Origin of the sequence: Pseudomonas palmensis, from assembly GCF_017848315.1 — a bacterium.
Lineage (GTDB): Bacteria > Pseudomonadota > Gammaproteobacteria > Pseudomonadales > Pseudomonadaceae > Aquipseudomonas > Aquipseudomonas palmensis.
This window is the reverse complement of sequence record NZ_JAFKEC010000013.1, coordinates 84,251-110,606: the sequence shown is the minus strand read 5'-3', so window position 1 is coordinate 110,606 and position 26,356 is coordinate 84,251. Positions and strand designations below refer to the sequence as shown.

The 26,356-nt window shown below is 66.1% G+C and carries 21 protein-coding genes and 1 pseudogene; 13 read left to right on the top strand and 9 right to left on the bottom strand.

The window, feature by feature from the left end; genetic code table 11:
* Positions 1 to 127: 127 nt before the first annotated feature.
* Positions 128 to 1,009: a bile acid:sodium symporter family protein gene (locus tag JZZ72_RS10365; protein WP_043861212.1), complete on the bottom strand. Its 882-nt coding sequence runs from the start codon at positions 1,007 to 1,009 to the stop codon at positions 128 to 130.
* 302 nt (positions 1,010 to 1,311) lie between these two features.
* Here JZZ72_RS10365 and JZZ72_RS10360 point away from each other — a divergent pair, with 302 nt between their 5' ends.
* The 3 genes from JZZ72_RS10360 to JZZ72_RS10350 are packed head-to-tail and all read left to right on the top strand — an operon-like array spanning position 1,312 to position 4,463.
* Entirely contained in the window at positions 1,312 to 2,721 is a 1,410-nt protein-coding gene (locus tag JZZ72_RS10360) for a circularly permuted type 2 ATP-grasp protein (RefSeq protein ID WP_043861213.1), read from the top strand.
* A gap of 3 nt (positions 2,722 to 2,724) precedes the next feature.
* Positions 2,725 to 3,675: an alpha-E domain-containing protein gene (locus JZZ72_RS10355; RefSeq protein ID WP_043861214.1), complete on the top strand. Its 951-nt coding sequence runs from the start codon at positions 2,725 to 2,727 to the stop codon at positions 3,673 to 3,675.
* Positions 3,672 to 4,463 (top strand): transglutaminase family protein, encoded by a 792-nt coding sequence (locus JZZ72_RS10350; RefSeq protein ID WP_054914468.1) that lies wholly within the window; start codon positions 3,672 to 3,674, stop codon positions 4,461 to 4,463. Before JZZ72_RS10355 ends, JZZ72_RS10350 begins: the two co-directional genes overlap by 4 nt.
* Before the next feature lie 111 nt (positions 4,464 to 4,574).
* Here JZZ72_RS10350 and JZZ72_RS10345 read toward each other — a convergent pair whose 3' ends face one another.
* Positions 4,575 to 5,756 carry an acetyl-CoA C-acetyltransferase gene (locus JZZ72_RS10345; protein WP_043861216.1) on the bottom strand — a complete coding sequence of 394 codons (1,182 nt, stop codon included), beginning with the start codon at positions 5,754 to 5,756 and terminating at the stop codon, positions 4,575 to 4,577.
* A gap of 125 nt (positions 5,757 to 5,881) precedes the next feature.
* Here JZZ72_RS10345 and JZZ72_RS10340 point away from each other — a divergent pair, with 125 nt between their 5' ends.
* Positions 5,882 to 6,772: a LysR family transcriptional regulator gene (locus tag JZZ72_RS10340; protein ID WP_043861217.1), complete on the top strand. Its 891-nt coding sequence runs from the start codon at positions 5,882 to 5,884 to the stop codon at positions 6,770 to 6,772.
* Here JZZ72_RS10340 and JZZ72_RS10335 read toward each other — a convergent pair.
* From JZZ72_RS10335 to JZZ72_RS10310, 6 genes are all read right to left on the bottom strand, one after another.
* Entirely contained in the window at positions 6,769 to 7,260 is a 492-nt protein-coding gene (locus JZZ72_RS10335) for an Lrp/AsnC family transcriptional regulator (RefSeq protein ID WP_043861218.1), read from the bottom strand. The two genes, JZZ72_RS10340 and JZZ72_RS10335, sit on opposite strands and share 4 nt — an antisense overlap.
* Positions 7,261 to 7,382: 122 nt before the next feature.
* Positions 7,383 to 8,675: a 4-aminobutyrate--2-oxoglutarate transaminase gene (gabT, locus tag JZZ72_RS10330; RefSeq protein WP_043861219.1), complete on the bottom strand. Its 1,293-nt coding sequence runs from the start codon at positions 8,673 to 8,675 to the stop codon at positions 7,383 to 7,385.
* A gap of 52 nt (positions 8,676 to 8,727) precedes the next feature.
* Positions 8,728 to 10,188, bottom strand: coding sequence for an NAD-dependent succinate-semialdehyde dehydrogenase (locus JZZ72_RS10325; RefSeq protein WP_210014427.1), 1,461 nt, complete (start codon positions 10,186 to 10,188; stop codon positions 8,728 to 8,730).
* A 245-nt stretch (positions 10,189 to 10,433) separates the two neighbouring features.
* The gene (locus JZZ72_RS10320; RefSeq protein WP_210014426.1) at positions 10,434 to 11,987 is read right to left on the bottom strand and encodes a PucR family transcriptional regulator; all 1,554 of its coding nucleotides are present in this window, start codon (positions 11,985 to 11,987) and stop codon (positions 10,434 to 10,436) included.
* A 129-nt stretch (positions 11,988 to 12,116) separates the two neighbouring features.
* Positions 12,117 to 13,160 (bottom strand): polyamine ABC transporter substrate-binding protein, encoded by a 1,044-nt coding sequence (locus tag JZZ72_RS10315; protein WP_043861222.1) that lies wholly within the window; start codon positions 13,158 to 13,160, stop codon positions 12,117 to 12,119.
* Between the two features lie 215 nt (positions 13,161 to 13,375).
* On the bottom strand, positions 13,376 to 14,767 hold the full coding sequence (locus JZZ72_RS10310) for an aldehyde dehydrogenase family protein (protein WP_210014425.1): 1,392 nt from the start codon (positions 14,765 to 14,767) through the stop codon (positions 13,376 to 13,378).
* A 106-nt stretch (positions 14,768 to 14,873) separates the two neighbouring features.
* On the opposite strand from JZZ72_RS10310, the gene ptrR reads away from it, so the two are divergent.
* From ptrR to JZZ72_RS10280, 6 genes are all read left to right on the top strand, one after another.
* Positions 14,874 to 15,746 carry a putrescine utilization regulator PtrR gene (gene ptrR / locus JZZ72_RS10305; RefSeq protein ID WP_088515131.1) on the top strand — a complete coding sequence of 291 codons (873 nt, stop codon included), beginning with the start codon at positions 14,874 to 14,876 and terminating at the stop codon, positions 15,744 to 15,746.
* Between the two features lie 118 nt (positions 15,747 to 15,864).
* Positions 15,865 to 16,611, top strand: coding sequence for a hypothetical protein (locus tag JZZ72_RS10300; protein WP_043861224.1), 747 nt, complete (start codon positions 15,865 to 15,867; stop codon positions 16,609 to 16,611).
* A gap of 87 nt (positions 16,612 to 16,698) precedes the next feature.
* The gene (locus JZZ72_RS10295; protein WP_043861225.1) at positions 16,699 to 16,914 is read left to right on the top strand and encodes a PLD nuclease N-terminal domain-containing protein; all 216 of its coding nucleotides are present in this window, start codon (positions 16,699 to 16,701) and stop codon (positions 16,912 to 16,914) included.
* Between the two features lie 130 nt (positions 16,915 to 17,044).
* Entirely contained in the window at positions 17,045 to 18,988 is a 1,944-nt protein-coding gene (locus tag JZZ72_RS10290) for a LodA/GoxA family CTQ-dependent oxidase (RefSeq protein WP_210014424.1), read from the top strand.
* Between the two features lie 5 nt (positions 18,989 to 18,993).
* A complete protein-coding gene (locus JZZ72_RS10285) occupies positions 18,994 to 20,052 on the top strand; it encodes an NAD(P)/FAD-dependent oxidoreductase (RefSeq protein WP_236176375.1) in 1,059 nt (352 codons plus the stop codon).
* An 86-nt stretch (positions 20,053 to 20,138) separates the two neighbouring features.
* The gene (locus JZZ72_RS10280; protein WP_043861228.1) at positions 20,139 to 20,963 is read left to right on the top strand and encodes an ABC transporter ATP-binding protein; all 825 of its coding nucleotides are present in this window, start codon (positions 20,139 to 20,141) and stop codon (positions 20,961 to 20,963) included.
* On the opposite strand, the gene JZZ72_RS10275 is transcribed toward JZZ72_RS10280, so the two are convergent.
* The gene (locus JZZ72_RS10275; protein ID WP_426429156.1) at positions 20,931 to 21,719 is read right to left on the bottom strand and encodes an IclR family transcriptional regulator; all 789 of its coding nucleotides are present in this window, start codon (positions 21,717 to 21,719) and stop codon (positions 20,931 to 20,933) included. The genes JZZ72_RS10280 and JZZ72_RS10275 overlap by 33 nt on opposite strands.
* Before the next feature lie 227 nt (positions 21,720 to 21,946).
* Between JZZ72_RS10275 and JZZ72_RS10270 the strand changes: the two genes are divergently transcribed.
* From JZZ72_RS10270 to fepB, 3 genes and pseudogenes are all read left to right on the top strand, one after another.
* Positions 21,947 to 24,037: a TonB-dependent receptor gene (locus JZZ72_RS10270; protein WP_058540521.1), complete on the top strand. Its 2,091-nt coding sequence runs from the start codon at positions 21,947 to 21,949 to the stop codon at positions 24,035 to 24,037.
* Positions 24,038 to 24,101: 64 nt separating this feature from the next.
* Positions 24,102 to 25,412, top strand: a pseudogene (locus JZZ72_RS10265) (NtaA/DmoA family FMN-dependent monooxygenase).
* 3 nt (positions 25,413 to 25,415) lie between these two features.
* Positions 25,416 to 26,354, top strand: a complete 939-nt coding sequence (gene fepB / locus JZZ72_RS10260; RefSeq protein WP_058540211.1) for a Fe2+-enterobactin ABC transporter substrate-binding protein — start codon at positions 25,416 to 25,418, stop codon at positions 26,352 to 26,354.
* The last annotated feature ends 2 nt before the right edge of the window (positions 26,355 to 26,356 follow it).

The following is a 26,356-nucleotide window of genomic DNA, read 5'->3' as shown; positions in this document are numbered from 1 at the left end:
GCTGGGCAGACGGCAGCGGCGATTGGAGCAACGCAATTGAACGGTGTTGGCCTTCGCCGGCAAGGCCGGCTCCTACAGGGGGTTGCGCCGTTCACAGAACCCCGTAGCAGCCGGCCTTGCCGTGCAGTCAGTCGAGCACTGCCACCGGTTCCGGGTTGCGGCTCACCCACCAGCCAAACCCGGCGGCGGTAAAGAACATGATCAGGCTGTACAGCGCCGCCGGAATGGCCATGGTCGAGTTGTTGAGCAGGGTCGGGCTCAGCGCCAGTGCAATCGCCAGCGTACCGTTGTGGATGCCGATCTCCATGCCGATGGCGATGGCCTGGCGCTTCGGAATCTTCAGCATCCGCGGCACATAGTAGCCCAGCCCCAGACTCACCAGGTTGAACAACAGCGCGGCTGCGCCTACCAGGGGCGCGTACTCGACCACGGTGGCCCAGTCTTTCATCAGCGCCAGCATCACCGTGCCGGCCAGGAACAGCGCCGCCACCAGCTTCATCGGCTTCTCCATGCGCGCCGCGAAGGCCGGGGTCAGGCGCCGCACCAGCATGCCCAGCGCCACCGGCACCAGCACGATGGCAAACACCTGCAGCACCTTGGCGAACTGCAGCGGGATGGCCTGGTCGGCGCTCATGAAGTAGCTCAGCGACAGGTTGACCAGCAGCGGCATGGTCAGGATCGCGATCAGCGAGTTTACCGCCGTCAGCGTGATGTTGAGCGCCACGTCACCGTGCGCCAGGTGGCTGAACAGGTTGGCGGTGGTGCCGCCGGGCGAGGCCGCCAGCAGCATCAGGCCGACCGCCAGGGCCGGTGCCAGGCCAAAACCGTTGGCAATCAGAAAGCAGATGAAGGGCAGCAGCAGGATCTGGCACACCAGGCCGATGACCACCGGCTTGGGGTATTTCACCACCCGGGCGAAGTCGGCCAGGGTCAGCGAAAGCCCCAGGCCGAACATGATGATGCCCAGCGCAACGGGCAGGAAGGCGGTCAGCAATGGCGAAGCGGTCATGGCAGCAACTCGCAGAAAAGAGGTGTCGGCATTCTAGGCCACCAGATCGCCATGTGCTGCTGGGGAGGCCCCGTAGATACAAGTCTTTACGAAAAGGTGCGCAGCGTGCACCGGGGAGGTTGCGCGCACCGTTATGGGGCAAATGCATGCACCGCTCGGGTCGCCCGCCGCGCTCAAGGGGCGTGGCAGAGCGATTCCCGGGCGTTGGGCACAGCCCTTGCTAAAGTCTGTTGAAAGGCCCGGGTACTGGAAGACAGCAGCCAATTAGAAGAAGCCGTTACGAACACGGCGAGGAGTGGGGTATGTCCGGAGCTTTTTTTGACGAAATGTATGCCGCAGGGGGCCAGTGTCGCCCGCATTACCGCGAGTTTGCCCGCTGGCTGGCGGACACGCCGCTGGAACTGCTGGCGCAACGCCGCCGCGAAGCCGACCTGCTGTTCCACCGCGCAGGCATCACCTTCACGCTCTACGGTGACGAGCAGGGCACCGAACGCCTGATCCCGTTCGACATCATTCCGCGCAGCATCAAGGCCAGCGAATGGCAGGTCATCGAGCGTGGCTGCATCCAGCGGGTGCAGGCACTGAACATGTTCCTGGCCGATATCTACCATGAACAGCGCATCCTCAAGGCCGGCATCATCCCGGCCGAGCAGGTGCTGGCCAACGAGGGCTACCAGGTGGCCATGCGTGGCCTGGGGCTGCACCGGGGCCTCTATGCGCATATCGCGGGGGTGGATCTGGTGCGCGATGGCGACGGCAGCTACTACGTGCTCGAGGACAACCTGCGCACCCCCAGCGGCGTGAGCTACATGCTCGAAGACCGCAAGATGATGATGCGCCTGTTCCCCGAGCTGTTCGCCGCCCAGCGCATCGCGCCCATCGACCATTACCCCAACCTGCTGCTCGACACGCTCAGGAGCGCCAGCCCGCTGGACAACCCCACGGTGGTGGTGCTGACCCCGGGGCGCTTCAACAGTGCGTACTTCGAGCATGCGTTCCTGGCCCGCGAAATGGGGGTGGAACTGGTGGAAGGCGCCGACCTGTTCGTGCGTGACGACCGCGTGTTCATGCGCACCACCTGCGGCCCCCAGCCGGTGGACGTGATCTACCGCCGGCTGGATGACGCCTTCCTCGACCCGCTGACCTTCAACCCCGAGTCGATGCTCGGGGTGCCCGGCCTGATTGCCGCCTACCGCCTGGGCAACGTGGTGCTGGCCAACGCGGTCGGCACCGGGGTGGCGGACGACAAGTCGATCTACCCCTACGTGGGCGAGATGATCCGCTTCTACCTGGACGAAGCGCCGATTCTGAAGAACGTGCCCACCTGGCAGTGCCGCAAGCCGGCCGAGCTGTCCCATGTGCTGGCCAACCTGGAGCACCTGGTGGTCAAGGAAACCCAGGGCTCCGGGGGCTACGGCATGCTGGTGGGGCCGGCGTCGACGGCAGCGCAGATCGAAGCGTTCCGCCTGCGCCTCAAGGCCCGGCCGCAGGACTACATCGCCCAGCCCACCTTGTGCCTGTCCACCTGCCCGACCTTTGTCGAAAGCGGCATTGCCCCGCGCCATATCGACCTGCGCCCGTTCGTGCTGTCGGGCAGCCAGACCCGCCTGGTGCCCGGCGGCCTCACGCGGGTGGCGCTGCGCGAAGGCTCGCTGGTGGTCAACTCGTCGCAGGGCGGCGGTACCAAGGACACCTGGGTGGTGGAGGACTGAACCATGCTTTCAAGAACTGCTGCAGACCTCTACTGGATGTCGCGTTACCTGGAGCGCGCGGAAAACCTCGCGCGCATGCTCGAAGTGAGCTATTCGCTGTCGCTGATGCCCCAGGCCGGACGCAGCGACGGCCACGCGGAGCTGGCCATGTCGCTGCTGGCGGCCGGCACGCTGGAAGACTACAAGGCCCGCCACGGCGCGCTCGACACCGAGCACATGCTGCACTTCTTTGCCCTGGACGAGGCCAACCCCGGCAGCATCTACTGCTGCCTGCGTGCGGCGCGCAGCAATGCCCACGCCGTGCGCGGGCGCATCACCGCCGACATGTGGGAGAACATCAATGCCACCTGGCTGGAGATGCGCGCCATTGCCGGCAACGGCCTGGGCCGCTACGGCATCAGCCAGTTCTGCGAATGGGTGCGGGAGCGTTCGCACCTGTTTCGCGGGGCCACCTCGGGCACCATCATGCGCAACGAGGCCTATGGCTTCATTCGCCTGGGCACCTTCATCGAACGTGCCGACAACACCTTGCGCCTGCTGGATGCACGCTACGAGATGTTTGGCGAGGAGTCGGAGGAGGTCAGCGACAAGTCGGCCCGTGGCTACTACCAGTGGAGCGCCTTGCTGCGCGCCCTGTCGTCGTTCGAGGCTTTCAACGAGATCTACCGCAACGCACCGAACGCCGAGCAGGTTTCGGAAATGCTGCTGTTGCGCGCCGAGGTGCCGCGCTCGCTGCATGCCTGCATCCAGGAGCTGGACCTTGAACTGTCCAACCTGCCCGGCATCAACGGCCGCCCGGCGCAGCGCCTGGCCGCCGGCCTCAACGCTCGCCTGCGCTACACCGGCATCGACGAGATCCTCGATGCAGGCCTGCACGCCTGGCTGATCGAGTTCATCGATCAGGTCCGCGACCTGGGCCAGGCCATTCACGACGCCTACCTGGAGGTGGTATGAAACTGTCCATTCGCCACGACACCACCTACAGCTATGCCAACGAGGTGTGCACCAGCATCCAGTTCCTGCGCCTCACGCCCCAGGACAGCGAGCGCCAGCGGGTCATCGACTGGCAGGTGGACATGCCGCGCAAGGTGCGCAGCCAGCTCGACCCCTATGGCAACGTGCTGCATGTACTGACCCTGGACGAGCCCCACGGCGAGATCGTGCTGTGCGCCCACGGCCAGGTGGAGATCGACCCCACCCGCGAGGTGGAGCCGGACCTGCAGTCGCCGCTGCCGTTTCTGCGCAGCAGCCCGCTGACCGCCGCCGACGAGGCGCTGCTGGCGTTTGCCGCACAGCATTGCGGCGAGCGGCGCGACAGGGCGGCGCTGATCGAGCTGATGAATGCGCTGGCCGAGCATATGCCCTACAGCCCCGGCGCGACCGAGGTGGGCACTACCGCGGCCGAGTCGTTCGCCAGGCAGGCGGGGGTGTGCCAGGACCATACCCATGCGTTTCTGGCCTGTGTGCGCAGCCTGGGTATCCCGGCGCGCTACGTGTCGGGCTACCTGTGCACCGAGGACGCCACGCATCTGGCCAGCCATGCCTGGGCCGAAGCCTGGCTGGGGGAGGGCTGGTACAGTTTCGATATCACCAATCGGCTGGCCAGGCCCGAGCGCCACCTGAAGCTGGCGGTGGGGCTGGATTACCTGGATGCGTGCCCGGTGCGCGGAATGCGCCGGGGCGGGGGGATGGAGCACATGCTGGCCAAGGTGCAGGTGGAACTGATGGTGCAGGTGCAGTAGCCAGGCGATGCAAGGTGTCGACGCCATCGCGGGTCAAGCCCGCTCCCACAGGGGCCACGGCAATCCTGTGGGAGCGGGCTTGACCCGCGACGAGGCGCTGCAGATCGAGGGTCAGGCGCGCTCGATGGCCAACGCCACACCCTGCCCACCACCGATGCACAGGGTCGCCAGGCCCTTCTTCGCATCACGCTTGATCATCTCGTGCAGCAACGACACCAGCACACGGCAACCCGAGGCACCGATCGGGTGGCCCAGGGCAATCGCGCCGCCGTTGACGTTGACCTTGCTCGCGTCCCAGCCCAGCTCCTGGCCCACCGACAACGCCTGGGCCGCGAAGGCTTCGTTGGCTTCGATCAGGTCCAGCTGATCCAGCGACCAGTCGGCCTTCTGCAGGCAGCGACGGGTCGCGCTGACCGGGCCGATCCCCATGATCGCCGGGTCCACGCCCGCATTGGCATAGGCCGCAATGCGCGCCAGTACCGGCAGGCCCAGGGCCTTGGCCTTGGCCGCGCTCATCAGCAGCACCGCCGCTGCGCCGTCGTTGAGGCTCGAGGCGTTGCCCGCCGTCACGCTGCCGTCCTTCTTGAACGCCGGCTTGAGCTTGGCCAGCGACTCGGCGGTGGTGCCGGCGCGGGGCTGTTCGTCGGTGGCGAACACCAGCGGCTCACCCTTGCGCTGCGGGATCTGGATCGGGGTGATCTCGTCGGCAAAGCGGCCGGCTTCGATGGCCGCGCAGGCCTTTTGCTGCGAGGCGGCGGCAAAGGCGTCCTGGGCCTCACGGGTGATGGCGTACTTGTCCACCAGGTTCTCGGCGGTGATGCCCATGTGGTAGTCGTTGAAGGCATCCCACAGGCCGTCGCTGATCATGCTGTCGATCATGCTGGCATGGCCCATGCGCAGGCCGGTGCGCGCGGCAGGCAGCACGTAGGGGGCCAGGCTCATGTTCTCCATGCCGCCGGCGATGATCACCTCGGCGTCGCCACAGCGGATTGCCTGGGCGCCCAGGTGCAGGGCCTTGAGGCCCGAGCCGCAGACCTTGTTCAGGGTCAGGGCCGGTACCGCATGGGGCAGGCCGGCCTTGATCGCGGCCTGGCGCGCCGGGTTCTGGCCGCTGCCGGCGGTGAGCACCTGGCCCAGAATCACCTCATCCACTTCGCTGCCGGCCAGCCCGGTCTGCTCCAGCAGGCGGCGGATCACCGCTGCGCCCAGCTCCGGGGCCGGGATGGCGGCCAGCGAACCCTGGAAACTGCCGATGGCGGTACGAGTGGCCGCGACAATGACGACGTCTTGCATGGAATATTCTCCTTGTTAGTGGACCAGTGGCGTGAGTGTTGCGCCATTACATATATTTGTTAAGTTGATTTTTGAGATGGATTGATCGATAAACCTCAACAATTCCCCGTTTTGCCGGAGTCAGCATGACCGTCAAGCAGTTGCGTGCCTTCTGGGCAGTGGCCCAGAGCCTGAGTTTTGCGGTGGCTTGCGAGCGTCTGCACCTGTCGCAGTCGGCACTGAGCCTGACCATCAAGTCGCTGGAGGAGGGCCTGGGCGGGCGGCTGTTCACGCGCACCACGCGCAACGTCACGCTGACCCCGGAAGGCGAATCGCTGCTGCCCCTGGCGCGCCGCCTGCTTGCCGACTGGGACAACGCCGAGGACGAGATCCGCCAGCGCTTCACCCTGCAGCGCGGGCGCGTGACCATTGCGGCGATGCCGTCGTTCGCCGGCAACCTGCTGCCGCCCATCCTGAAGAACTTTCGCACCCGCTACCCGAACATCGGGGTCACGGTGAACGACGTGATCAACGAACAGGTGCTGGAGATGGTGCGTGACCGCCAGGTGGAGCTGGGGGTGGCGTTCGAACCGTTCGAAGGCTCGTCGCTGGTGTTCTCGCCCCTGTACGTCGACCGGTTCACTGCCGTGGTGCCGCTGGATTCGCCCCTGGCCGCGCTGGATGAAATCGACTGGCAGACCTTGCTGCAGCAGCCGTTCATTACCTTGCAACGGCCCTCGAACGTGCGCGTGATGCTCGAAGAACACCTCAAGGCGCGCGGCATGAAGCTGGCGGTGGAGTTCGAGAGCCATCAACTGGTGACAGTGGGTCGCATGGTGGCCAGCGGGCTTGGGGTCAGCGCGGTGCCGGCCCTGTGCGCCGGCCAGATGCACGAGCTGGGCGCGCGCTGCATCACCCTGCGCGACCCGGTGGAACGTGCCATCGGGGTGCTGAGCAAGCCGGGCCACGAACTGTCGGCTGCGGCCCAGGCGTTGTTCGACAGCCTGCATGAACAGCAGGCCGAGGCCAGGCGCTAGACGGCGGCGAGCAGGCTGCGCAGGGGCACCTTGTTCTTCATCACCGGCGACTTGATCACGATGTAGCTGAAGTACTTCTCGATGCCGATGTTCTGGTCGAGGATGGTTTCCATCAGCTCCTGGTAATGCTGGATGCTGCTGGTCAGAAAGCGCACCAGGTAGTCATAGCCACCGCTGATCAGGTGGCATTCGAGCACTTCGTCGATGTTGCGGATGCTCGATTCGAATTTCTGAAAGTCGGAGCGTTTGTGGTCGCTCAGTGTGACTTCGGTGAAGATGGTTACCGAGTTGGCGAACTTGGCCAGGTTCAGGTGGGCTTCGTAGCCGCTGATATAGCCTGCCGCCTCGAGTCGCTTGACCCGTTGCAGGCACGGGCTGGGCGACAGCCCCACGGCTTCGGCCAGGCTGACGTTGGTCATGCGGCCGTCTTTCTGCAACTGGACCAGGATGTTGATATCGATCCGATCGAGCTTGGTTGCCGCTTCCATTCCTGACTCCTGAAATGCGGGATGACAAAAAAACACACTTTCACCCACGGGGCCTTCGCTGGCAAGGCCGCTCCCGGCGGGAGCCGGCATTGCCAGCGAAGGTGGCGCCGCAGAGGGGCGGATTAGGCCGTAGCGCGGGTCAACGCCTGGTCGAGCATGCGCAGCGCTTCGGAAATCTGCGCCTCGGTGGTCACCAGCGGTGCCAGGAAGCGCACCACGTTGCGGTACACGCCGCACTTGATCACCAGCAGGCCGGCTTCACGGGCCTGGTCGATGATGGCCTGGGCCAGGTTCGCGTCCGGGGTCTGCGCGGCGTCGTCGGCCACGATCTCGATGGCCTGCATGAAGCCCAGGCCACGCACGTCGCCGATGCACGGGTAGCGGTTCTGCAGGGCCAGCAGGCCTTCACGCAGTTGCACCGCACGCTGCTCGCCCTGGGCCAGCAGGTCTTCTTCCTCGAACAGGTCCATCACCGCCAGTGCAGCCGCGCAGGCCACGGCGTTGCCGCCGTAGGTGCCGCCCAGGCCGCCCGGGGTCGGCGCGTCCATGATCTCGGCACGCCCCACCACACCCGACAGCGGCATGCCGCCGGCCAGGCTCTTGGCCACGGTCACCAGGTCAGGCTGGATGCCCGAGTGCTGGAAGCCGAACGGCTTGCCGGTACGCCCGAAGCCGGCCTGGATCTCGTCCAGGATCAGCACGATGCCGTGGCGCGTGCAGCGTTCGCGCAGGGCACGCAGGAAGGCATCGGGGGCGCGCAGGAAGCCGCCATCGCCTTGCACCGGCTCGATCAGGATGGCCGCCACGCGGTCGGGGGCCACGTCGGTGGCGAACAGGTGGTCGAGTTCGGCCAGGGCGTCGTCACTGCTCACGCCGCGGTATTCGTTGGGGTAGGTGGCGTGGTAGATCTCGGCCGGGAACGGGCCGAAGTTCTGCTTGTACGGCTGGCTCATGCCGGTCAGGGTGACGCCCAGCAGGGTGCGCCCGTGGAAGCCGCCGCGGAACGAGATCACCGCCGGGCGGTTGGTGTAGCCACGGGCGATTTTGATGGCGTTCTCCACCGCTTCGGCGCCGGAGGTGAACAGCACGCTCTTGTAGGCTTCGCCGCCACCGACCATGGCGTTCAGGCGCGCTGCCACATCGATGTACGACGCATAGGCCACCACCTGGAAGCTGGCATGGGAGATCTCGCCCACCTGGCGGCGCACGGCCTCGACCACACGCGGGTGGTTGTGGCCGACGTTGAGCACGCCGATGCCGCCGACGAAGTCCAGGTAGCGCTTGCCGTCCACGTCCCACAGCTCCGAACCCTGGGCGTGGCTGACCACGATCGGGTGGGCGGTGGCGATGCCGCGGGGTACGTGCTGCTCGCGCAGGGCCAGCAGGCGTTGATTTTCAGTCAGTGCAGAATTCATGGTGCAGCTCCATTAACTAACGATGGTGTCAGGGGTTCGGGAACGCAGGTATTCAGTCGAGGCCGCCCATGTGCCAGGCCTTGATTTCGAGGAACTCGTCCAGGCCGTACTTGGAGCCTTCACGGCCGGTACCGGACTGTTTCATGCCGCCGAACGGGGCCACTTCCATGGAGATGATCCCGGTGTTCAGGCCGACCATGCCGAACTCCAGGCGCTCGCCCACACGCCAGGCGCGGCGCATGTCCTGGGTGAAGTAGTAGGCGCCCAGGCCGAACGGGGTAGCGTTGGCGATGGCCAGGGCCTCGGCTTCGTCCTTGAAACGGAACAGCGGGGCAACCGGGCCGAAGGTCTCTTCGGTGGCCAGCAGCATGTCGGTGGTGGCGTCCAGCAGCACGGTCGGCTGCACGAACAGGCCGGTGTCGTCGGGCACGCCGCCAATCGAGATGCTGGCGCCTTTTTCCACCGCATCGCCGATGTGGCTGGCGACTTTTGCGACGGCGGCGGCGTTGATCAGCGGGCCGATGGTCACGTTCTCGCCCAGGCCATCACCCACCTTCAGCTCGGCCACGGCAGCCCGCAGGCGCTCGGCGAAGCGGTCGTAGATGCCGTCCTGCACCAGAATGCGGTTGGCGCACACGCAGGTCTGCCCGGCGTTGCGGAACTTGCTCAGCATCACCCCGGCAATCGCCAGGTCGAGGTCGGCGTCGTCGAACACGATGAACGGCGCGTTGCCACCCAGCTCCAGGCTCAGGCGCTTGAGGGTGTCGGCGCACTGGCTCATCAGCAGCTTGCCGATGCGCGTGGAGCCGGTGAACGACAACTTGCGCACGGCCTGGTTGGCGGTCACTTCGCTGCCGATGCCGGCAGGCAGGCCGGTGAGCACGTTGAACACCCCGGCCGGGATGCCAGCACGATCTGCCAGTACCGCCAGGGCCAGGGCCGACAGCGGGGTCATCTCGGACGGCTTGACCAGCACGGTGCAGCCGGCGGCCAGGGCCGGCGCGCATTTGCGCGTGATCATCGCGTTGGGGAAGTTCCACGGGGTGATGGCCGCCACCACGCCGATCGGCTGCTTGAGCACCAGGATGCGGCGGTCGTTGGTGGGCGCGGGGATGGTGTCGCCGTAGATGCGACGGGCCTCTTCGGCAAACCATTTGACGAAGCTGGCGCCGTAGCCGATTTCGCCGCGCGACTCGCTCAGGGGCTTGCCTTGTTCGGCGGTCATGATCAGCGCCAGGTCTTCCTGGTTTTCCAGGATCAGGCTGTACCAGGCTTCCAGGTGACGTGCGCGGGTGGCGGCGGGGACTTCGCGCCAGCTTTCGAAACGGGCCTGGGCGGCCTCGATGGCGCGTCGCGTCTCGGCGGCGCCGAGGGCCGGGACCCGGGCGATTTCGCTGCCGTCGGCGGGGTTGATCACGGCAATCGTTTCGCCGTTGTCGGCATCGATCCAGCTGCCATTGACGTAAGCGCGTTCGACAAGCAGCGAGGGGTCACGCAGTGTGCTTTTCAACATGGAGAGGGTGCCTTCTACGGGTCCGGTGAATGGCACGATTGTAAGAACAGGCACGCAGTGACCGATGCCGAGATGACCGCTTGGGCCAGGCATAAATGCCGTATTGAGGGGGTTGGCAGCACACTATGCTGCGGGGGTGGTCGAGGTGTCTCCAGCGCCGGTCAAGCCCGCTCCCGCAAGGCCTCTGACGGCCTGCTGGAGCGGGCCTGGCCCGCCACCTGGCGGTACAGGCAGCAGATTGTTTGTCAGGCGTCGTTCTGCAGGCGGTACATCTCGGTTGCCACCTGCAGCTGAAAGCGCGCCTGCGGGTTCTCCATCGACAGCTGCAGCAGCTCTTCGATGCGCTCCACGCGGTAGCGTAATGTGCTGATGTGGATGTCCAGGCAGCGGGCGCTGCTGGCCAGCTGAAAGCCTTCGCTGGCCAGGGTGCACAGGGTTTCCATGAGCATGGCACCGTTCTTGTGCCGGGTCAGCGGGGTCACCAGGCGCTCCAGCAGCATGCGCCGTGCATCGTCGTCGCCCATCAGCGCCCGCGGAAACAGCACTTCGTCAAACCCATGCAGCTTGCCCGGGCGCAGCAGCGGCAGCAGGGTGGCCACATCCCCGGCGCCCTGGGCCATGCCTGCCACGCCCCGGTGCACGCGGCTGGCGGCCATGGCGCCGCCGTCCAGTCGAATATGCTTCCAGATCGACTCGGGCATCACATCGGCCGGCACGATCAGGCTGATCTGGTTCAACGACACCGACAGCAGGGGCGCGATTCCCAACCCCTGCATGATCTCGGTGATGCGCTCGGCCTGCTCCTTGCGCCGCTGGAAGCCCTCGCGGCTGAGGGGAATCGGCTCGTCCAGCAACACCAGGCACACGCGGTAATCGCGGGTATGACACCAGCCGGACACCAGCGCACGTTCGATGGCGCGCGGCGTTTCGGGGAACTTGCCTTCCAGCAGACCTGCCACCAGCGCATGGCCCAGGCGGTTTTCCTGGTCCAGCAATTCGCGTTGATGGGACAGCTGCAGGGCGGCGATCAGCGCAGCATGTTCCACTGCGCGGCAGTGCAGCTCCTCGAAGCTGTCCCGCTGGCCCTTGAGCCACACCACCCCGACCCGCTCGCCCTGCAGGCGGATGGGGCAGCCCAGGCGAAACGCGCCGGCATCGGCGTCCAGCTCCAGCACCTGCGGCTCGACCCCCTGCAGCAGGTTGGCCTGCTCGTTCAGGTGGCGCATCACGGCAAGCTCCACAGCGTCATTGGCCGACTCGCTGGCCCCCAGCACACTGCCGGAGCTGGCCACGATCAGCGCCGGCAGTTCCAGGGCGCTGGTGAGGGCGCTGGCCAGGCTCTGCAGGTTGTCGGCCTCGATGGCGGCGCGGGTGAGCATGCGGTGGATAAGGTCGGAGCGACGGATGATGCGGGTCTGGAAGTTGATGATCTGTTCGAGAACCTGCTGGGTGATGTCGCTGAAGGCGACTTCCCAAGGCAGTTCCAGCAAGGGAAAACAGCAGCGGTCGGCCTCTTCGATGGCCGCCTGGGGGAAGTGTTCGTGAAAGTGCGGGACTGCCATCACGACCCCGGCCAGGCCCAGCTCGGCCAGCCGGCGAACCATGTCGCGGCATTTTTGCGGGTCCTGCGGCCAGTTGTAGCCGGTGGTCAGCAGCAGGTCGCCCTTTTTCAGCCAATTGAAGATGTCGGGGTGATCGACGATATGCACCCACGCCAGGTCGCGGTCCAGGCATTGCCTGCCCGCGACCACGGTGGCCTGGCTGAGGGAGGTCTGTTCCAGGGCTGTGGCGAGTTTCATGTGCAATCCACGATCCAGACACGATAGAGGATCGCAGTCTAGCGGACTGGACATGGCTGCGGGGAGGGCCCTGGACAGGAGAATAGAACCTGTGCGCTGATCATCCATGAGGCGCACAGGGAGGGGAAATCAGGACTTGCTAGCCCAGGCGTTGAACTTCTGTTCAAGCGTTTCTGCGTTCTCGAGCCAGAACTCGACGTTTACCCGCAGTGCATTCTTCTGGTTCTCTGCCGCGGTGGGCAGGTCGTCAGCCAGCGACTTGTCGAGCATTTCGGCGGCCTTGGTGTTGGACGGGCCGTAGGCCATCTGCTCGGTGTAGAGCTTCTGCTGCTCAGGCTGCATGGCGAACTTGATGAAGTCGTAGGCCTTGTCCAGATTCTTGGTGCCGCGCGGGATGGCCCACTCGTCGAACTGGTACAGGTTCTGGTTCCAGACGATCTTCAGGTTGCTGCCGCTCTGCTGTGCAGCGTGGATGCGGCCGTTGTACGAGGACGCCATCACCACATCGCCAGCCACCAGGTACTGCGGCGGCTGTGCACCGGCTTCCCACCACTGGATGTACGGCTTGATCTCGTCCAGCTTCTTGAAGGCGCGGTCCACACCTTCTTTGGTGCTGAGCAGCTTGTAGACTTCGGCAGGCGGCACGCCGTCGGCCATCAGGGCGAATTCCAGCGAGCCACGGGCAGACTTGCGCAGGCTGCGCTTGCCCGGGAATTTCTTCACGTCCCAGAAGTCGGCCCAGCCGGTAGGGGCGACTTTCAGTTTGTCGGCGTTGTAGGCCAGCACGTTGGACCACACGAAGATACCGACGCCACAGCCGTCGTCACTCTTGGTGCCTTCGATCCAGTCGCCCGGCGTGCCGAGGCGTTCGTAGTCGAGTTTTTCGAACAGACCTTCTTCACAGCCACGGGCACGGTCGGTGTCTTCGGTATCGAGCACGTCCCAGGTCACGGTCTTGGTGTCGTTCATGGCGATGAGCTTGGAGATTTCACCGTTCCACTCGCCAGCGATCACCTGGGTCTTGGTCTTTTCTTCGTAGGGCTTGTAGAACGCGGTGACCTGCGCGGCCTTGCTCGCGCCACCATAGGAGATCACCGTGAGCTTGTCGGCAAAGGCACTGTTGGCCAGCATCAGGCCACCGAGCACGGTGAGGGTGAAGAGTTTTTTCGACATTCGAACGCTCCAATCAAGACTGTTATTTCGAGTTATGTTTGGCAGTTGCAAGCGGGCGCAAAATAGATGAAAGGTGCTGATTTTTATAGTGGCAAGGTGCCTGCTGTGTTTGAGAGTGAGTTGAGGCTAATGGATAAGCGCTGCCATGGGTATCTATTAAACGCAGGATAAGCCTATTTTTTTATCCTGCGCTTTATAGGAAGGTGCTTCGTACTTTAGTGGCGATCGAACCATACGGTCTGCGCGTTGCAGAACTCGCGAACGCCGAAGTGCGAGAGTTCGCGGCCAAAGCCGCTCTTCTTCACCCCACCGAAGGTCACGCGCGGATCACTGGCGCTGTAGCCGTTGATGAACACGCCGCCGCACTCCAGTTCGTCGGCCAGTTGTCGGGCCAGTGCCGCATCGCGGGTGTACACGGTCGAGGTCAGGCCGAATTCGCTGTCGTTGGCCAGCTGCAGGGCGTGGCGCGCATCCCGGGCAGTGATGATCGAGGCCACCGGGCCGAACAGCTCCTGGCGGAACGAGGTCATCTGGTCGGTGACGTCGGCCAGTACCGTGGGCGCGTAGTAGTTGCCCGGGCCTTCGACCTTGTGCCCGCCCAGCAGCAGCGTGGCGCCTTCGGCCAGGGTGGCCTGGACCTGCTGGTCGAGCTCGTCGCGCAGGTCATGACGCGCCATCGGCCCCAGGTAGGTGTCGGCCAGCAACGGGTCGCCCATCACCAGCGCGCGGGTTTTCTCGACGAACTTGCGGGTGAATGCCTCGACCACGCCGGCTTCGACGATCAGCCGCTTGGCTGCCGCGCACACCTGGCCGGTGTTCTGGTAGCGGCCGATCACGGCAGCCTGCACGGCGGCATCCAGGTCGGCATCGTTCAACACGATGAACGGGTCGGAGCCGCCCAGTTCCAGTACGCATTTTTTCAGCGCGGCACCGGCCTGGGCACCGATGGCGGCACCGGCACGCACACTGCCGGTAAGGGTCACGGCGACGATGCGCGGGTCGACGATGGCCCTGGATACGCCCTCAGGCGTCACGTTGAGCACCTCGAACACGCCTTCGGGGAATTCGGCCTGCTGGAACGCATCGCGCAGCAGGTAGGCCGAGCCCATCACATTGGGCGCGTGCTTGAGCACGTAGGTGTTGCCGGCGATCAGCGCGGGTACCGCACCGCGCAGCACTTGCCACAGCGGGAAGTTCCACGGCATCACCGCCAGGATCGGGCCCAGTGGGCGGTATTCGATGTGGGCCTTGGCGTCGGGTACCTGGGTTGGCTCGGGGGCCAGCATGGCCGGCCCGTTCTCGGCGTACCACTCGCACAGCTGGGCGCACTTTTCCACTTCGCCGCGGGCCTGGGCCGCAGGCTTGCCCATTTCCAGGGTAATCATCTGCGCCATGGCCTGGGCGTTGTCGCGCAGCACACCGGCCAGTTTCACCAGCAGGGCCGAGCGGGTGGCCAGCGGGGTACGCCGCCAGCCGGCAAACCCGGCAGCGGCGCGGCCCAGGGCGGCGTCCATCAGTGCGTCGGTTTCATAGGCGTAGTGGCCGATGCGTTCACCGGTGGCCGGGTTGATCGAGAGGGCATGGGTGTGGCTGGTTATGTCGGTCATGGCGGGCGTTCCTGTCGGAAGGGAAACAGGGGCCCAGCGTAATGCCGTGCTAATCTTTCGAAAACTGAATAATAAAAACGGTTTCTTTCACGTTTGGAGAATGTTTTTGGACCTGGTACAGCTTGAGATCTTCACCGCCGTGGCCGAGCACGGCAGCATCAGCGCAGCCGCCCAGCACATCCACCGCGTGCCGTCGAACCTGACCACGCGGATCAAGCAGCTGGAAGCCGACCTGGGGGTGGAGCTGTTCATTCGTGAAAAGCTGCGCCTGCGCCTCTCGCCGGCCGGCTGGACCTTCCTGGAGTACGCCAAGCGCATCCTGGCCTTGGTGGAGGAGGCCCGCCTGACCGTGGCGGGGGAGGAACCCCAGGGGGCGTTCTCGCTGGGCTCGCTGGAAAGTACCGCAGCGGTGCGCATCCCCGCGTTGCTGGCGGCCTACAACCAGCAGTACGCCAAGGTCGAGCTGGACCTCTCCACCGGGCCGTCGGGCACCATGATCGAGGGCGTGCTGTCGGGACGCCTGGCGGCGGCCTTCGTCGACGGCCCGGTGCTGCACCCCTCGCTGGAGGGCGTGCCGGTGTTCGAGGAGGAGATGGTCATCATCGCGCCGCTCAACCATGCGCCGATCCACCGTGGCCAGGACGTCAACGGGCAGAGCATCTATGCGTTCCGGGCCAACTGTTCGTACCGCCATCATTTCGAGCGCTGGTTCACCCAGGATGCCGCCGTGCCGGGCAAGATCTTCGAACTGGAGAGCTACCACGGCATGCTCGCCTGCGTGAGCGCAGGGGCGGGGCTGGCGCTGATGCCACGCAGCATGCTCGAGAGCATGCCGGGGTGCGCCACGGTCAGCGTGTGGCCGATGTCGCAACGTTTTCGCTACCTGCGCACCTGGCTGGTATGGCGCAGCGGCACGGTGTCGCGCAGCCTGGCGATGTTCGTGAAACTGCTGGAGGAGCGGGGCGCGGTGCTCCAATAGTGCGGCGTGGCGCCACTGCGGTCTGGCGGTTATCGCACTTTTTGCGTTTTTTCGGCTCTATTCATCGCCAGGCCGCGTCGATCCCCAACGCGGCCCGTGAATTCAGACCCCGGTGCCGATGGTTTATCCGCTTTGCGTTCCACCCCAGCGCGTGCTGCGCCGGCTGTTGCTGGCGGGCACGCTGATGGCCTGCGCCGCTGGCTGTACCCAGCAGCAGGGGCGCGATATCGCCACCCAGCTGGGCAACGGCCGGCCCCAGGAACTGTTCCAGACCAGCGTCGATCGCATGGCCACGCTGTCGATGCAGGACAACCTGCAGAGCCTGTACCTGTTGATGAGCAAGCTGTACCTGCGCAACCCCAACCAGTGGCGCGAATCGGGCTTTCTCGATGCTGCCAGTGCCGAGCGGCAGATCCGCCAGGCCATCGAGCAGCGCCAGGCCTTGCCGCAGCTGGGCGAGCGCCGCGACCTGGCGGCACTGAGCTATGCCCTGAGCCCGGAGTTCAGGGGCGATCGCGTTGGCGCGTTCATCTACGCCATCGGCAGCATGCTGGTGACCGCCCATGGCGGGCGTACCGAATTCTTCATCACCGACACCATCGACCCGCAGTTCGTCAGCAACGCAGCGCGCAACATCGAGAAGGCCACCTGGCTGCTGAGCCAGCGCCAGGATGCCAATGGCGTGCTGTTGCTGTTCTCCAACGAAATCTCCGAGGCGGGCAGCAACCTGAGCTTTGCCGTGGAGTTCGGCAAGATCGTCGCGCGCCTGGACCTGCTGACCCAGATGCTCGACGAGCGCTACCGGCGCATCGGCCTGAACTATGCGCAGAGCCTGTTGCTGATGAACTTTCTGCCGGTGCAGTGAGGTGTCTGCCTGGCGCCTTTGGGCGCAGATTCACTGAACCATCGCGGCGTCGCCTGACCTAACGCAATACCATTCGGGAGATGACGCATGCAAAACAACGGTTATATCTGGATCACATTGGCGGTAATCCTGGCCCTGGTGGAACTGTGGGCCATCAAGAGCATCATCGGCAGCAAGAGCAAGGCCGACCGCAAGATGTTGTGGATCGTGCTGGTGGTGTTCGTGCCGCTGGTCGGCCTGATCGTGTGGGGCGTGGCGGGGCCCAAGGCGATCAACAACAACGCGGCCTCTCGCAACGGCTGACTCAACGGCGCAAATTGAGCTTCGGATTGCTGGCTGACATGGCCATTTGACACCCCTCCATTCGCCATCTAGCGTTGAGCGCGAAATTGCGCATTCGCGCAGACCCCACTGGCAAGGAGGCTAGACGGCCATGATCAGCCCGGCATCGATCAAATCCATTCGTGTGCACCCAGGGCTCGGCGTTGCCCGTGTCGGCAACGCCGATGGCGATGAGGAGTACGTGCTCGCCGCGCAGGTGCCAGGGGCACTGGCCAGCAGCGCCGACGGGCAATTTCGCGATGCCAGGGGCCAGGTGCGGCGCCAGGCTGTGCGCTTTCGCCTCTATGCCGAACTGCACGACGGCACCGTACAGGAGCTGAGCCTGGACGACGGCGTGCAGATCGAATGGACCGTGGAAGTCGCCAACCTCAAGGCCGGCTGGTACGCCTTCGAAAATGCCATGGACCTGCCCGGCCAGTACGCCATCGCCGAAAAACGACGCAACCCGCACGTGACCGGCGCGCAGCGCCAGGCCCTGGACATCCGCCCCGGCCCCAGGACCATCAGCGGCCGCCGCCAGCAAGGCAAGCCCTTTCATTTCGACACCGGCACCTTCCACGGCAAACCCGTGTACCTGGGCGAACTGCGCACCGACGAGGCCGGGCGCCTGATCGCCCTCGGCGGGCACGGCCACAGCGCACCGCGGGTGGACAAGACCCCACCGACAACCTTCGCCAACAACGACGACTGGCACGACGACGTGTCGGACGGCCCGGTGTACGCACGGGTGACGTTCAACAACGGCCAGCGCCTGGATGCCGAGCCCGGCTACCTGGTGGTGACGCCCCCCAACTACGCGCCAGGGCTGTTTGGCGTGGTCACCATGGAAGAGGTGGTGCGCGACCTGTTCGTGCGCCAGGGTCAGCTGCCGGCCGAACCGGGCTGTTCGTTCACCCGCGATATCTGGCCGATCTTCGAGCGCATGACCCACATGCAGTGGACCAACCAGGGCCTGTTCATGCTCAGCGGCCACGGTTCGCCACTCGATACCCAGAACCCCGACGTGGTGGCCCGGCTGGCCGACCCCGGTGAGGCCAGTGCGGACTTTCGGCGCAAGGCCTTCGCGCTGTTTCGCGACCCCGCCAGCACCGCCGAGTTCGCCCCGGCGCTGTTGCCCCTGTACGGCGACTATTACGGCGACTATGACCTCGACCCCCAGCCGCCATCCGCGGTCGGGCTCGCGGTCACCCCGCTGATGTACCAGGCCTTGAGCCAGTGGGCGCAAGGCGAATTCGTCGCCGACTGGCAGGGCGCGCCGGTACCGGAAGACTTCGATACGCTCGAACCGCGCGCCCAGGCCCAGGCGCTGGACCGCGCCGGCCTGCATGAATGCCTGGGCGGCCCGTTCCACCCGGGCATCGAACTGACCTGGTTCATGCGCGTGCCCAGCGTGTGGCGCAGCCCTTATCGCCTGGCGGTACTGCCCCAGGGGCAGGCGGTGCGCCAGGATTTCGGTGACGAACTCACGCCACAGGTGTGCCTGGCACCCCAGGGCCCGCTGGACGGCGTGGGCCCGGGTTCGCTGACCCGCGCGCTGGGCGTGCCGTGGCAGACCGACGAGGCCTCGTGCCTGTCGGATGCCGAGTACGAGCCCAGTACCTACCTGTCGTTCCCCAGCTACTGGGGGGCCCGCGTGCCCAACCAGGTACTGAGCAGCGAGGCGTGGGAGCGTGTGGGCGCAAGACGTACCACGCCAGCGCAGCAGCTCAAGCACTTTTCCTACCGCGAGGACTGGCTGCGCGACCTGAAGGGCAGCTACTTCACGCGCATCAACCTGATGGTGAGCCACTGGTGGGAGTTGGGCATTCTGCTGGCCCACGACGCCACCCCCGAGGCGACCGCACTGGGGTTGCCGGCGCGGGCCTGGATCGAAAGCGGGCGGCCCGAGCGGGTCACCGGCTCCAATGCCAAGCTCGACCTGCTGGCGGTGATCGAGGCCCTGGATTCGCCGCCACCGTTGCTGGGCGAGACCGAACTGGAGCCGCCCAGGCAGAAGGTACCGCCACGTCGTCGGCTGCGCAGGGACGAGATTTGAACCCCGTGCACGACGTGCTGGTGGTGGGCGCCGGGCCGGCCGGCACGGCGCTGGCCATCCGCCTGGTGCAGGCCGGGTTGCAGGTGGGGCTGGTGGAGCGTGAACCCGAGGCTGCGCTGCGCCCCGGCGAGTGCCTGTCCCCCGAGGCGTTGCCTGCACTTGCCGCACTGGGGCACGCCGACCTGCTCGACGACAGCACCGTGGCGCGACGCTGCTGCGGCGTGCAGTCGATCTGGCTGACCAGCGAGCCGGTATTTCGCGACTACTTCTGCGAGCGCGCCGCCCATGGCGCGTTCCTGGAACGACGGGTGTTCGACGCCCGGCTGCGGGAAAGGGCGGCGGCGCTTGGGATCAACCGTGAAGACGATGTGCGGGTGACCCATGCCGATTTTGCCGACGACAGCATTACCCTGGGCGGTCGGCGAGGTGAACACCCCTGGCGCGGGCAGGCACGTTTCGTGGTGGATGCCACCGGCAAGGCCAGTTGCATCGCCCGGCTCGGCGGGGCACGGCGCCAGCGCCTGAGTCGCCAGGTGGCCGTCGCGGCGCGCCTGCCGCGAGGTGGCTCGGAACTGGCCGACACCGAGTGGCTGCTGATCGAGGCGGATGCCCAGGGCTGGTGGTCCGGGGCCACCACCGCCAGCGGCCAGCGTCACCTGGTGCGCTTCTTTCCCGGCGGTGACGGTCAGCGCACCGCGCCGCAGTTGGCCGAGCAACTGCAGCGCACGCGCCTGATGCAGCGCTATGCAGGTGCCGACGAACTGGCCGCAGCGCAGGTTCAGGTGCTGGATGCCGGCTGTAGTGCATTGCAGCGCTGTGCATCGGCGCACTGGCTGGCAGTGGGCGAGGCGGCCATCGCCTTCGACCCGGTGTCGTCCCAGGGGCTGACCCACGCCCTGGGTGCCACCGACCTGGCTGCCCGCGCCATCCTGGCCAGGTTGCAGCAGGGCCGTCTGGACCTGCTGCACCAGTACGACCGGCACACCCGTATCACCCTGGGGCATTCGCTCAAGGGCCTGGCGCGGCACTACGCGCAGTGCCAGCCGTTGATGGCGGCGGGCTGAGGGCAGGGCGCCGGCGTTCCGGATTGCGGAATAAATTCCTCATCTGCAATACTGGCGCCGAATCCCTTCACTGGAACACCCTCTCCATGACGTATCGCCTGCAGGCTGACGCCGTGACGCTTCGCTACGACCAGCGCACGATCTCCACGGACCTTTCGGTGGCTATCACCGAAGGGTCCTTTACCGTCATCGTCGGCCCCAATGCCTGTGGCAAATCCACCTTGCTGCGGGCCTTGTCGCGCCTGCTGGTGCCTTCGAGCGGCACGGTGCTGCTCGATCAGGTCGATATTCACACGCTCGCGGCCAAGGACGTGGCCCGGCGGCTCGGCCTGCTGCCCCAGAGCGCGGTTGCGCCCGACGGCATCACCGTGGCCGACCTGGTGGCCCGCGGGCGCTACCCGCACCAGTCGTTCCTGCGCCAATGGTCGCAGGCCGACGAACAGGCCGTGACCGCAGCCATGCAGGCGGCGCAGGTCAGCGAGCTGTCCGAGCGCCTGCTGCAGGAGTTGTCCGGCGGCCAGCGCCAGCGGGTATGGATCGCCATGGTGCTGGCGCAGCAGACGCCGGTACTGCTGCTCGACGAGCCCACCACCTACCTCGATATCGCGCACCAGATCGAACTGCTGGAACTGCTGGCCGAGCTCAATCGCCAGGGCCGCACCATCGTTGCGGTGCTGCATGACCTCAACCAGGCGTGCCGCTATGCCTCGCACCTGATCGCCATGAAGGCCGGCGCCATCGTCGCCCAGGGCGACCCGGCGCGCATCTTCACCGAGGCCCTGGTGCAGGAGGTGTTCGGCGTGGCCTCGATGATCATCGCCGACCCGGTCAGCGGCACGCCGCTGCTGGTGCCCTTGTCGCGCGAGCGGGCGGTGGTGTCAGGCGCCTTGCCACGGCAGGCCGCCGGTTGACTGGTTGACCCGGCTGGCCGCCCGGAACAGCGCATCGCGGTCTTCGGGCGTCTTGAGCTGACCCAGGTCGGTCACCGTGGTCACCACACACACGATCTCGCCCTGGGCGTCGAACACCGGCGCGGCCTGCCCGGTGACATTCGACAGCAGGTGGCTGGTCTTCTCGGCCCAGCGGCTGCTGCGCACCTCGTCCAGCACAGCCTTGGCCGGCGCCGTGCCGCGAAAGTGCGCCGGTTGCAGCTTGCGCGCCGCATCGATGGTGGCCTTGGGCAGGAAGGCCTGGAACACCAGCCCGCAGGCGGTGTTGTCGATGGGCAGCACGTCGCCCAGGGCCAGCGGGTTGATCGAGAAGAACGCGCTGCGGTACCAGCGCACCAGCGTCGGGCCACGGTCGGTCCAGATCGCCACGCCGCCGCTGGCCGCATGCTGGTGGGCCAGCGCCTTCATGTGCTGCGCGGCGATCTCCACTGCATCCACCCGCTTGAGCGCACCGATACCGATGCTCAGCGCCGCCGGGCCCAGGTCGTACAGGCTGCTGGCCGGGTCCTGCCTGGCCAGGCCCTCCTTGACCAGACTCTGCAGGTAGCGGTGCGCGGTGGACGCGCCGGTCTGGGTGCGCCGCGCCACTTCCCCCAGGGCCAGTTCGTGCTCGGCGCTGGCCAGTACGTTGAGAAAGCGGGCGGCGATGGCGACGGACTGAATGGTGCCCGAACGTTTTTCGCCCGGCGCGTGCGGGGCGTCATCCGCAGCTGGAATGGTTTTTTTCAACGGGCCTCTCCTCATCGCCGGCTGGCGGCTGGTCCTCATCAGGCATCAAGTGCGCGCCGCTTGTGCGCGGCGTCGGTGCGCATGATACCGACTTTTCCGAGCGCTGGCCGGGCCCCTGGATTTACCACATTGCAGAATGAATTCTCTATTGAGGAACGAAGTGGCCACATGATACCTTTCGCACAAACGATTATGATTATCATTTGGAGCGTATCTTGAAGGCCTATTCACCCCTTGAACTCACCTGCGGTTTCAGCGTGCTGACCCTGGCGACCGTGCTCGGCATGGCGCCCGCGATGGCCGATGATGCCGTTGCTGCCCCGGGCAAAGGCGCAGTCACCTTCGAACCGATCATGATCACCGGGGAAAAGCTCGAGCGTGACCTGAAGAACACCGCCTCCTCGGTGTCGGTCAAGACTGCCCGCGACATCGAGCGCCAGAACACCGGCAACGCCAGCGTGCATGAAGTGCTCAATGACGTGCCCAACGTGATCTACACCGACTCGGTAGGCGCGCCGATCATCCGCGGCCAGGACACCCAGGGCCCGAACAACGGGCAGAACCAGTTCTGGGGCGGCACCGTGCCACGGGCCACCATCAACCTGGACGGCCACTACCTGAACTACAACGAGATGTTCTTCGGCGCCACCTCGGTGTGGGACGTGGACAGCATCGAGGTGTTCCGCGGCCCGCAGACCACCTCGCAAGGCGCCAACGCCATCGCCGGCGCGATCATCGTCAACACCAAGGACCCGACCTTCACCCCCGAGGCCGCCTACCAGGCCGAGATCGGCAACTACAACGCCAAGCGCACCTCCATCGCGCTGTCCGGGCCGCTGATGGGTACCGACCTGGCCGGGCGCCTGGCAGTGGACTACTCGGCGCGCGATACCTTCATCGACTACACCAACCCCAACTTCCAGAAGGGCAAGACCGACCACGACTTCAGCGCGCTCACCACCCGCGCCAAGCTGCTATGGCTGCCCACCGACATCCAGGGGCTGGAGGCCAAGTTCACCTTCTCGCACAACGAGAGCAACCGCCCCACCCAGGAAGCCGCTTCGGCGCCGTACCATAAGCTCGATCACACCACCACGACCATGCCCAGCTGGGAGCAGAGCACCAACACCAGCGTGCTGGACGTGAGCTACGACTTCGACAACGGCCTCAAGCTGATCAACCAGGCGCAGTATTCGTTGTCCAGCGTGCAGCGCTACACCGGCATCCCGGGGCAGGGCGACGCCGACATCAAGCAGAAGAACCTGTCCAACGAAACCCGCCTGGTGTTCGGTGACCAGCACAGCGTGCTCAGCGGCGCCACCGGCCTCTACGTGGCGCGCACCAGGACCGACGAAACCCTCAACCTGGCCGGGCTGTCGGCGTTCGACGACACCAAGGAAAACCTCGGCCTCTTCGGCGAGCTGAACTACCGCCTGAGCGACCTGTGGACCCTGAGCACGGGCCTGCGCTTCCAGCAGGACCGTATCGAGCGCGACGGCAACTCGGTGCTGGCGCCCACTGCGCTGGACTACCAGAAGACCTTCACCGCCGTGCTGCCCAAGGTATCGCTGGCCTACGCCGCGACCCCGGACTGGACCGTGGGCGCGATGGTCAGCCGCGGCTACAACCCGGGCGGTGTCTCGCTCAACCTGTCGACGCGCCAATGGCAGTACTTCAAGGAAGAGTCGGTGTGGAACTACGAGCTGTTCACCCGCGCCAGCCTGCTCGATGACCGCCTGCGCCTGAGCGGCAACCTGTTCTACATGGACATGAAGGATTCGCAGTACAACATTCCGGTGGTGATCTCCACCGGGATCAGCCAGTCCTACACCATCAATGCCGAGAAGGCCCACGCCTACGGCATGGAACTGAGCGCCGACTACCAGCTGCTCGACAGCCTGACCCTCAAGGCCAGCGCCGGCACCCTGCGCACGCGCATCGACCGCATCACCAGCAACGACAGCTACCAGGCCAACGAGTTTGCCAAGTCGCCCGGCTACACCCTGAGCTTCGGGCCCAGCTGGGACGTGACCGACAAGCTCAACCTGTCGGCCCAGGTGCGGCATATCGACGGCTACTACTCCGACACGGCCAACAACTCGTCGTATTCGGTCGACTCCTACACCCTGACCGATGCCCGCGCCAGCTACCAGTTCACCCCGGCGGTGGAACTGTACGGCTACGTCAAGAACGTGTTCGACGACCGCTCGGCCACCTACCTGCAGCAGAACCGCGGCATCGGCGGCACCGAGGCGAGCATGACCACGCCACGCATGTTCGGCGTGGGCGTCAAGGGCTCGTTCTGAATCAACCCACTGTCAACGGCGGCCCTGGGGCCGCCGTACTCGATCACTTGCACCCGGAGCTTTGATGACCTCGCCCAAGCGACTCCATATCGGACTTTCACTGGCCCCCACCTGGCTCAGCGGCGACGCCTGGCGGCGCGCCGACAGCAACGTCGAGGGCCTGTTCACCAGCGCCTTCGCCATCGATCTGGCGCAGCGCGCCGAAGCGGCGCACCTGGACTTCGTGTTCCGCCCCGACGTCAGTTGCCTGCCGGTGGAAATGCTCGAAAGCGGCCCTGGTTTCACCAGCCTCGACCCCACCATCCTGCTGGCCGCCGTGGCCCAGCAGACCTCGCACATCGGCCTGGTGTCGACGGTGTCGACCACCTTCTATCCGCCGTATGTGGTGGCGCGCCAGCTGCAATCGCTGAACTGGATCAGCAACGGGCGCGTGGGCTGGAACATCGTCACCGCCCTGCAGGGGCACGAGAACTTCGGCCTTGAGTAGATGCCCGACGCCGACGAGCGCTATGCGCGGGCGGCCGAGTTCACCGAGCTGGTGCACCAGCTGTGGGGCAGCTTCCCGTTCGAGGCGCTGACCATCGACCGTGCCAATGGCTGCTATGCCGACACCACCCAGGTGCGCCCGGTCAACCATGAGGGCACCTACCTCAAGGTCAAGGGCCCGCTGAACCTGCCAGCCTTCCCCGGCACGCGCATTCCGCTGATCCAGGCCGGTGCCTCGGAGTCGGGGCGGGATTTCGCCGCCTCGGTGGCCGACCTGGTGTTCGCACCCACGCCCGACAAGGAAGCGGCGCTTGAACTGCGCCGTGACCTGGGCCGGCGCGCCGAACGCCACGGCCGCTCGGCGCAGGCGATCCGCCTGCTGCCGGGCCTGAGCCTGTACCTGGCCGACACCCGCGAGCAGGCCCGGGCGGTGTTCATGCAGACCCACGGGCGCATGAACCGCGCGCGCAAGCTGGCCTCTATCAAGGAAATGACCGGGCTGGACCTGGCCGACTGGCCCCTCGACCGCCCGGTGACCCGCGCCGACCTGCCGGTGGTTGCGCCGGACGCCTCCAGTCGTACCCACAGCAGCCTGCTGCGCCGGCTGATCGAGCGCGAGTCGCTGAGCATCGACCAACTGCTGCTGCGCCCCGAGGTGATCTCGGCGGCGCACTGGCAGGTGGTCGGCACCGTCGACGATGCCTTCGAGCAGATCGCGGACTGGGCTGCCAGTGGCGCCATCGACGGCTTCATAGCCGCGCCCGGTGGCTCGGTCGAGTCGCTGAACCTGTTTCTCGACCAGTTGATGCCACGCCTGGTGCAGGCCGGCCTGTTCCGCAAGGGCTACAGCGGCTCGACCTTCGCCCACCACCTTGACGAGCAGGACTAGACGATGAAAAAGATTGTGGTGGCCGTGCTGGCCATCGTCGCTGTGGCCAGCGTCGCCCTGTGGCTGGCCCGGCAGCCCGCCGAGCTTGCGGACGAGGCGCCGACGGCGTCGGCGCAGGCCTCGCCCAAGCGCATCGTGTCCACCTCGCCGAGCGTGACCGGCATCCTGCTGGCCATGGACGCGCCGTTGGTGGCCAGTGCCGCGACCACGCCCAGCCGCATCTCCGATGCCAAGGGCTTCTTCACCCAGTGGGCCGAGGTGGCCGACCAGCGCGGCGTGCAGGTGCTGTACAAGAACCTGGTGTTCGACCTCGAAGCGGTGGTCGGGCAGGCGCCCGACCTGCTGGTGGTGTCGGCCACCGGCGCCGACAGTGTGCTGCCCCACCAGGCCGAGCTGCAGGCCCAGGGCATCGACACGGTGGTGGTCAACTACGCTAACCACAGCTGGCAGGAGCTGGCGCGCCAACTGGGGCAGGCCAGCGGCCTGCAGGCGCAGGCCGAGGCGGCCATCGAGCGCTTCGACGCCTACGCCGCGCAGGCTGCAGCGCGCATCACGCCACCTGCCGGCGCGGTCAGCGTGGTGGGTTACAACCTGGGTGGCAGCTATTCGGTAGCGCGCCTGGACAGCCCCCATGCGCAGCTGCTGGCAGCTCTCGGGTTCGCGGTGGCCGGCTTGCCGCAAGGGTTGCAAGGGCAGGTCAAGCGCAGCTCCGACGTGGACTTCATCTCCCGTGAAAACCTCTCGGCGGCCATCACCGGCGACACGGTGTTCCTGCTGGGCGGCAGCGACGCCGACGTGCAGGCGTTTCTCGCCGACCCGGTGCTGGCCAACCTGCCGGCGGTGGTGCACAAGCGGGTGTATGCACTGGGGCCCAGTTCGTTTCGCATCGACTACTACTCCGGGCGCGAGATGATCGACGCCGTGGCGCGGGCGTACCGCTGAGC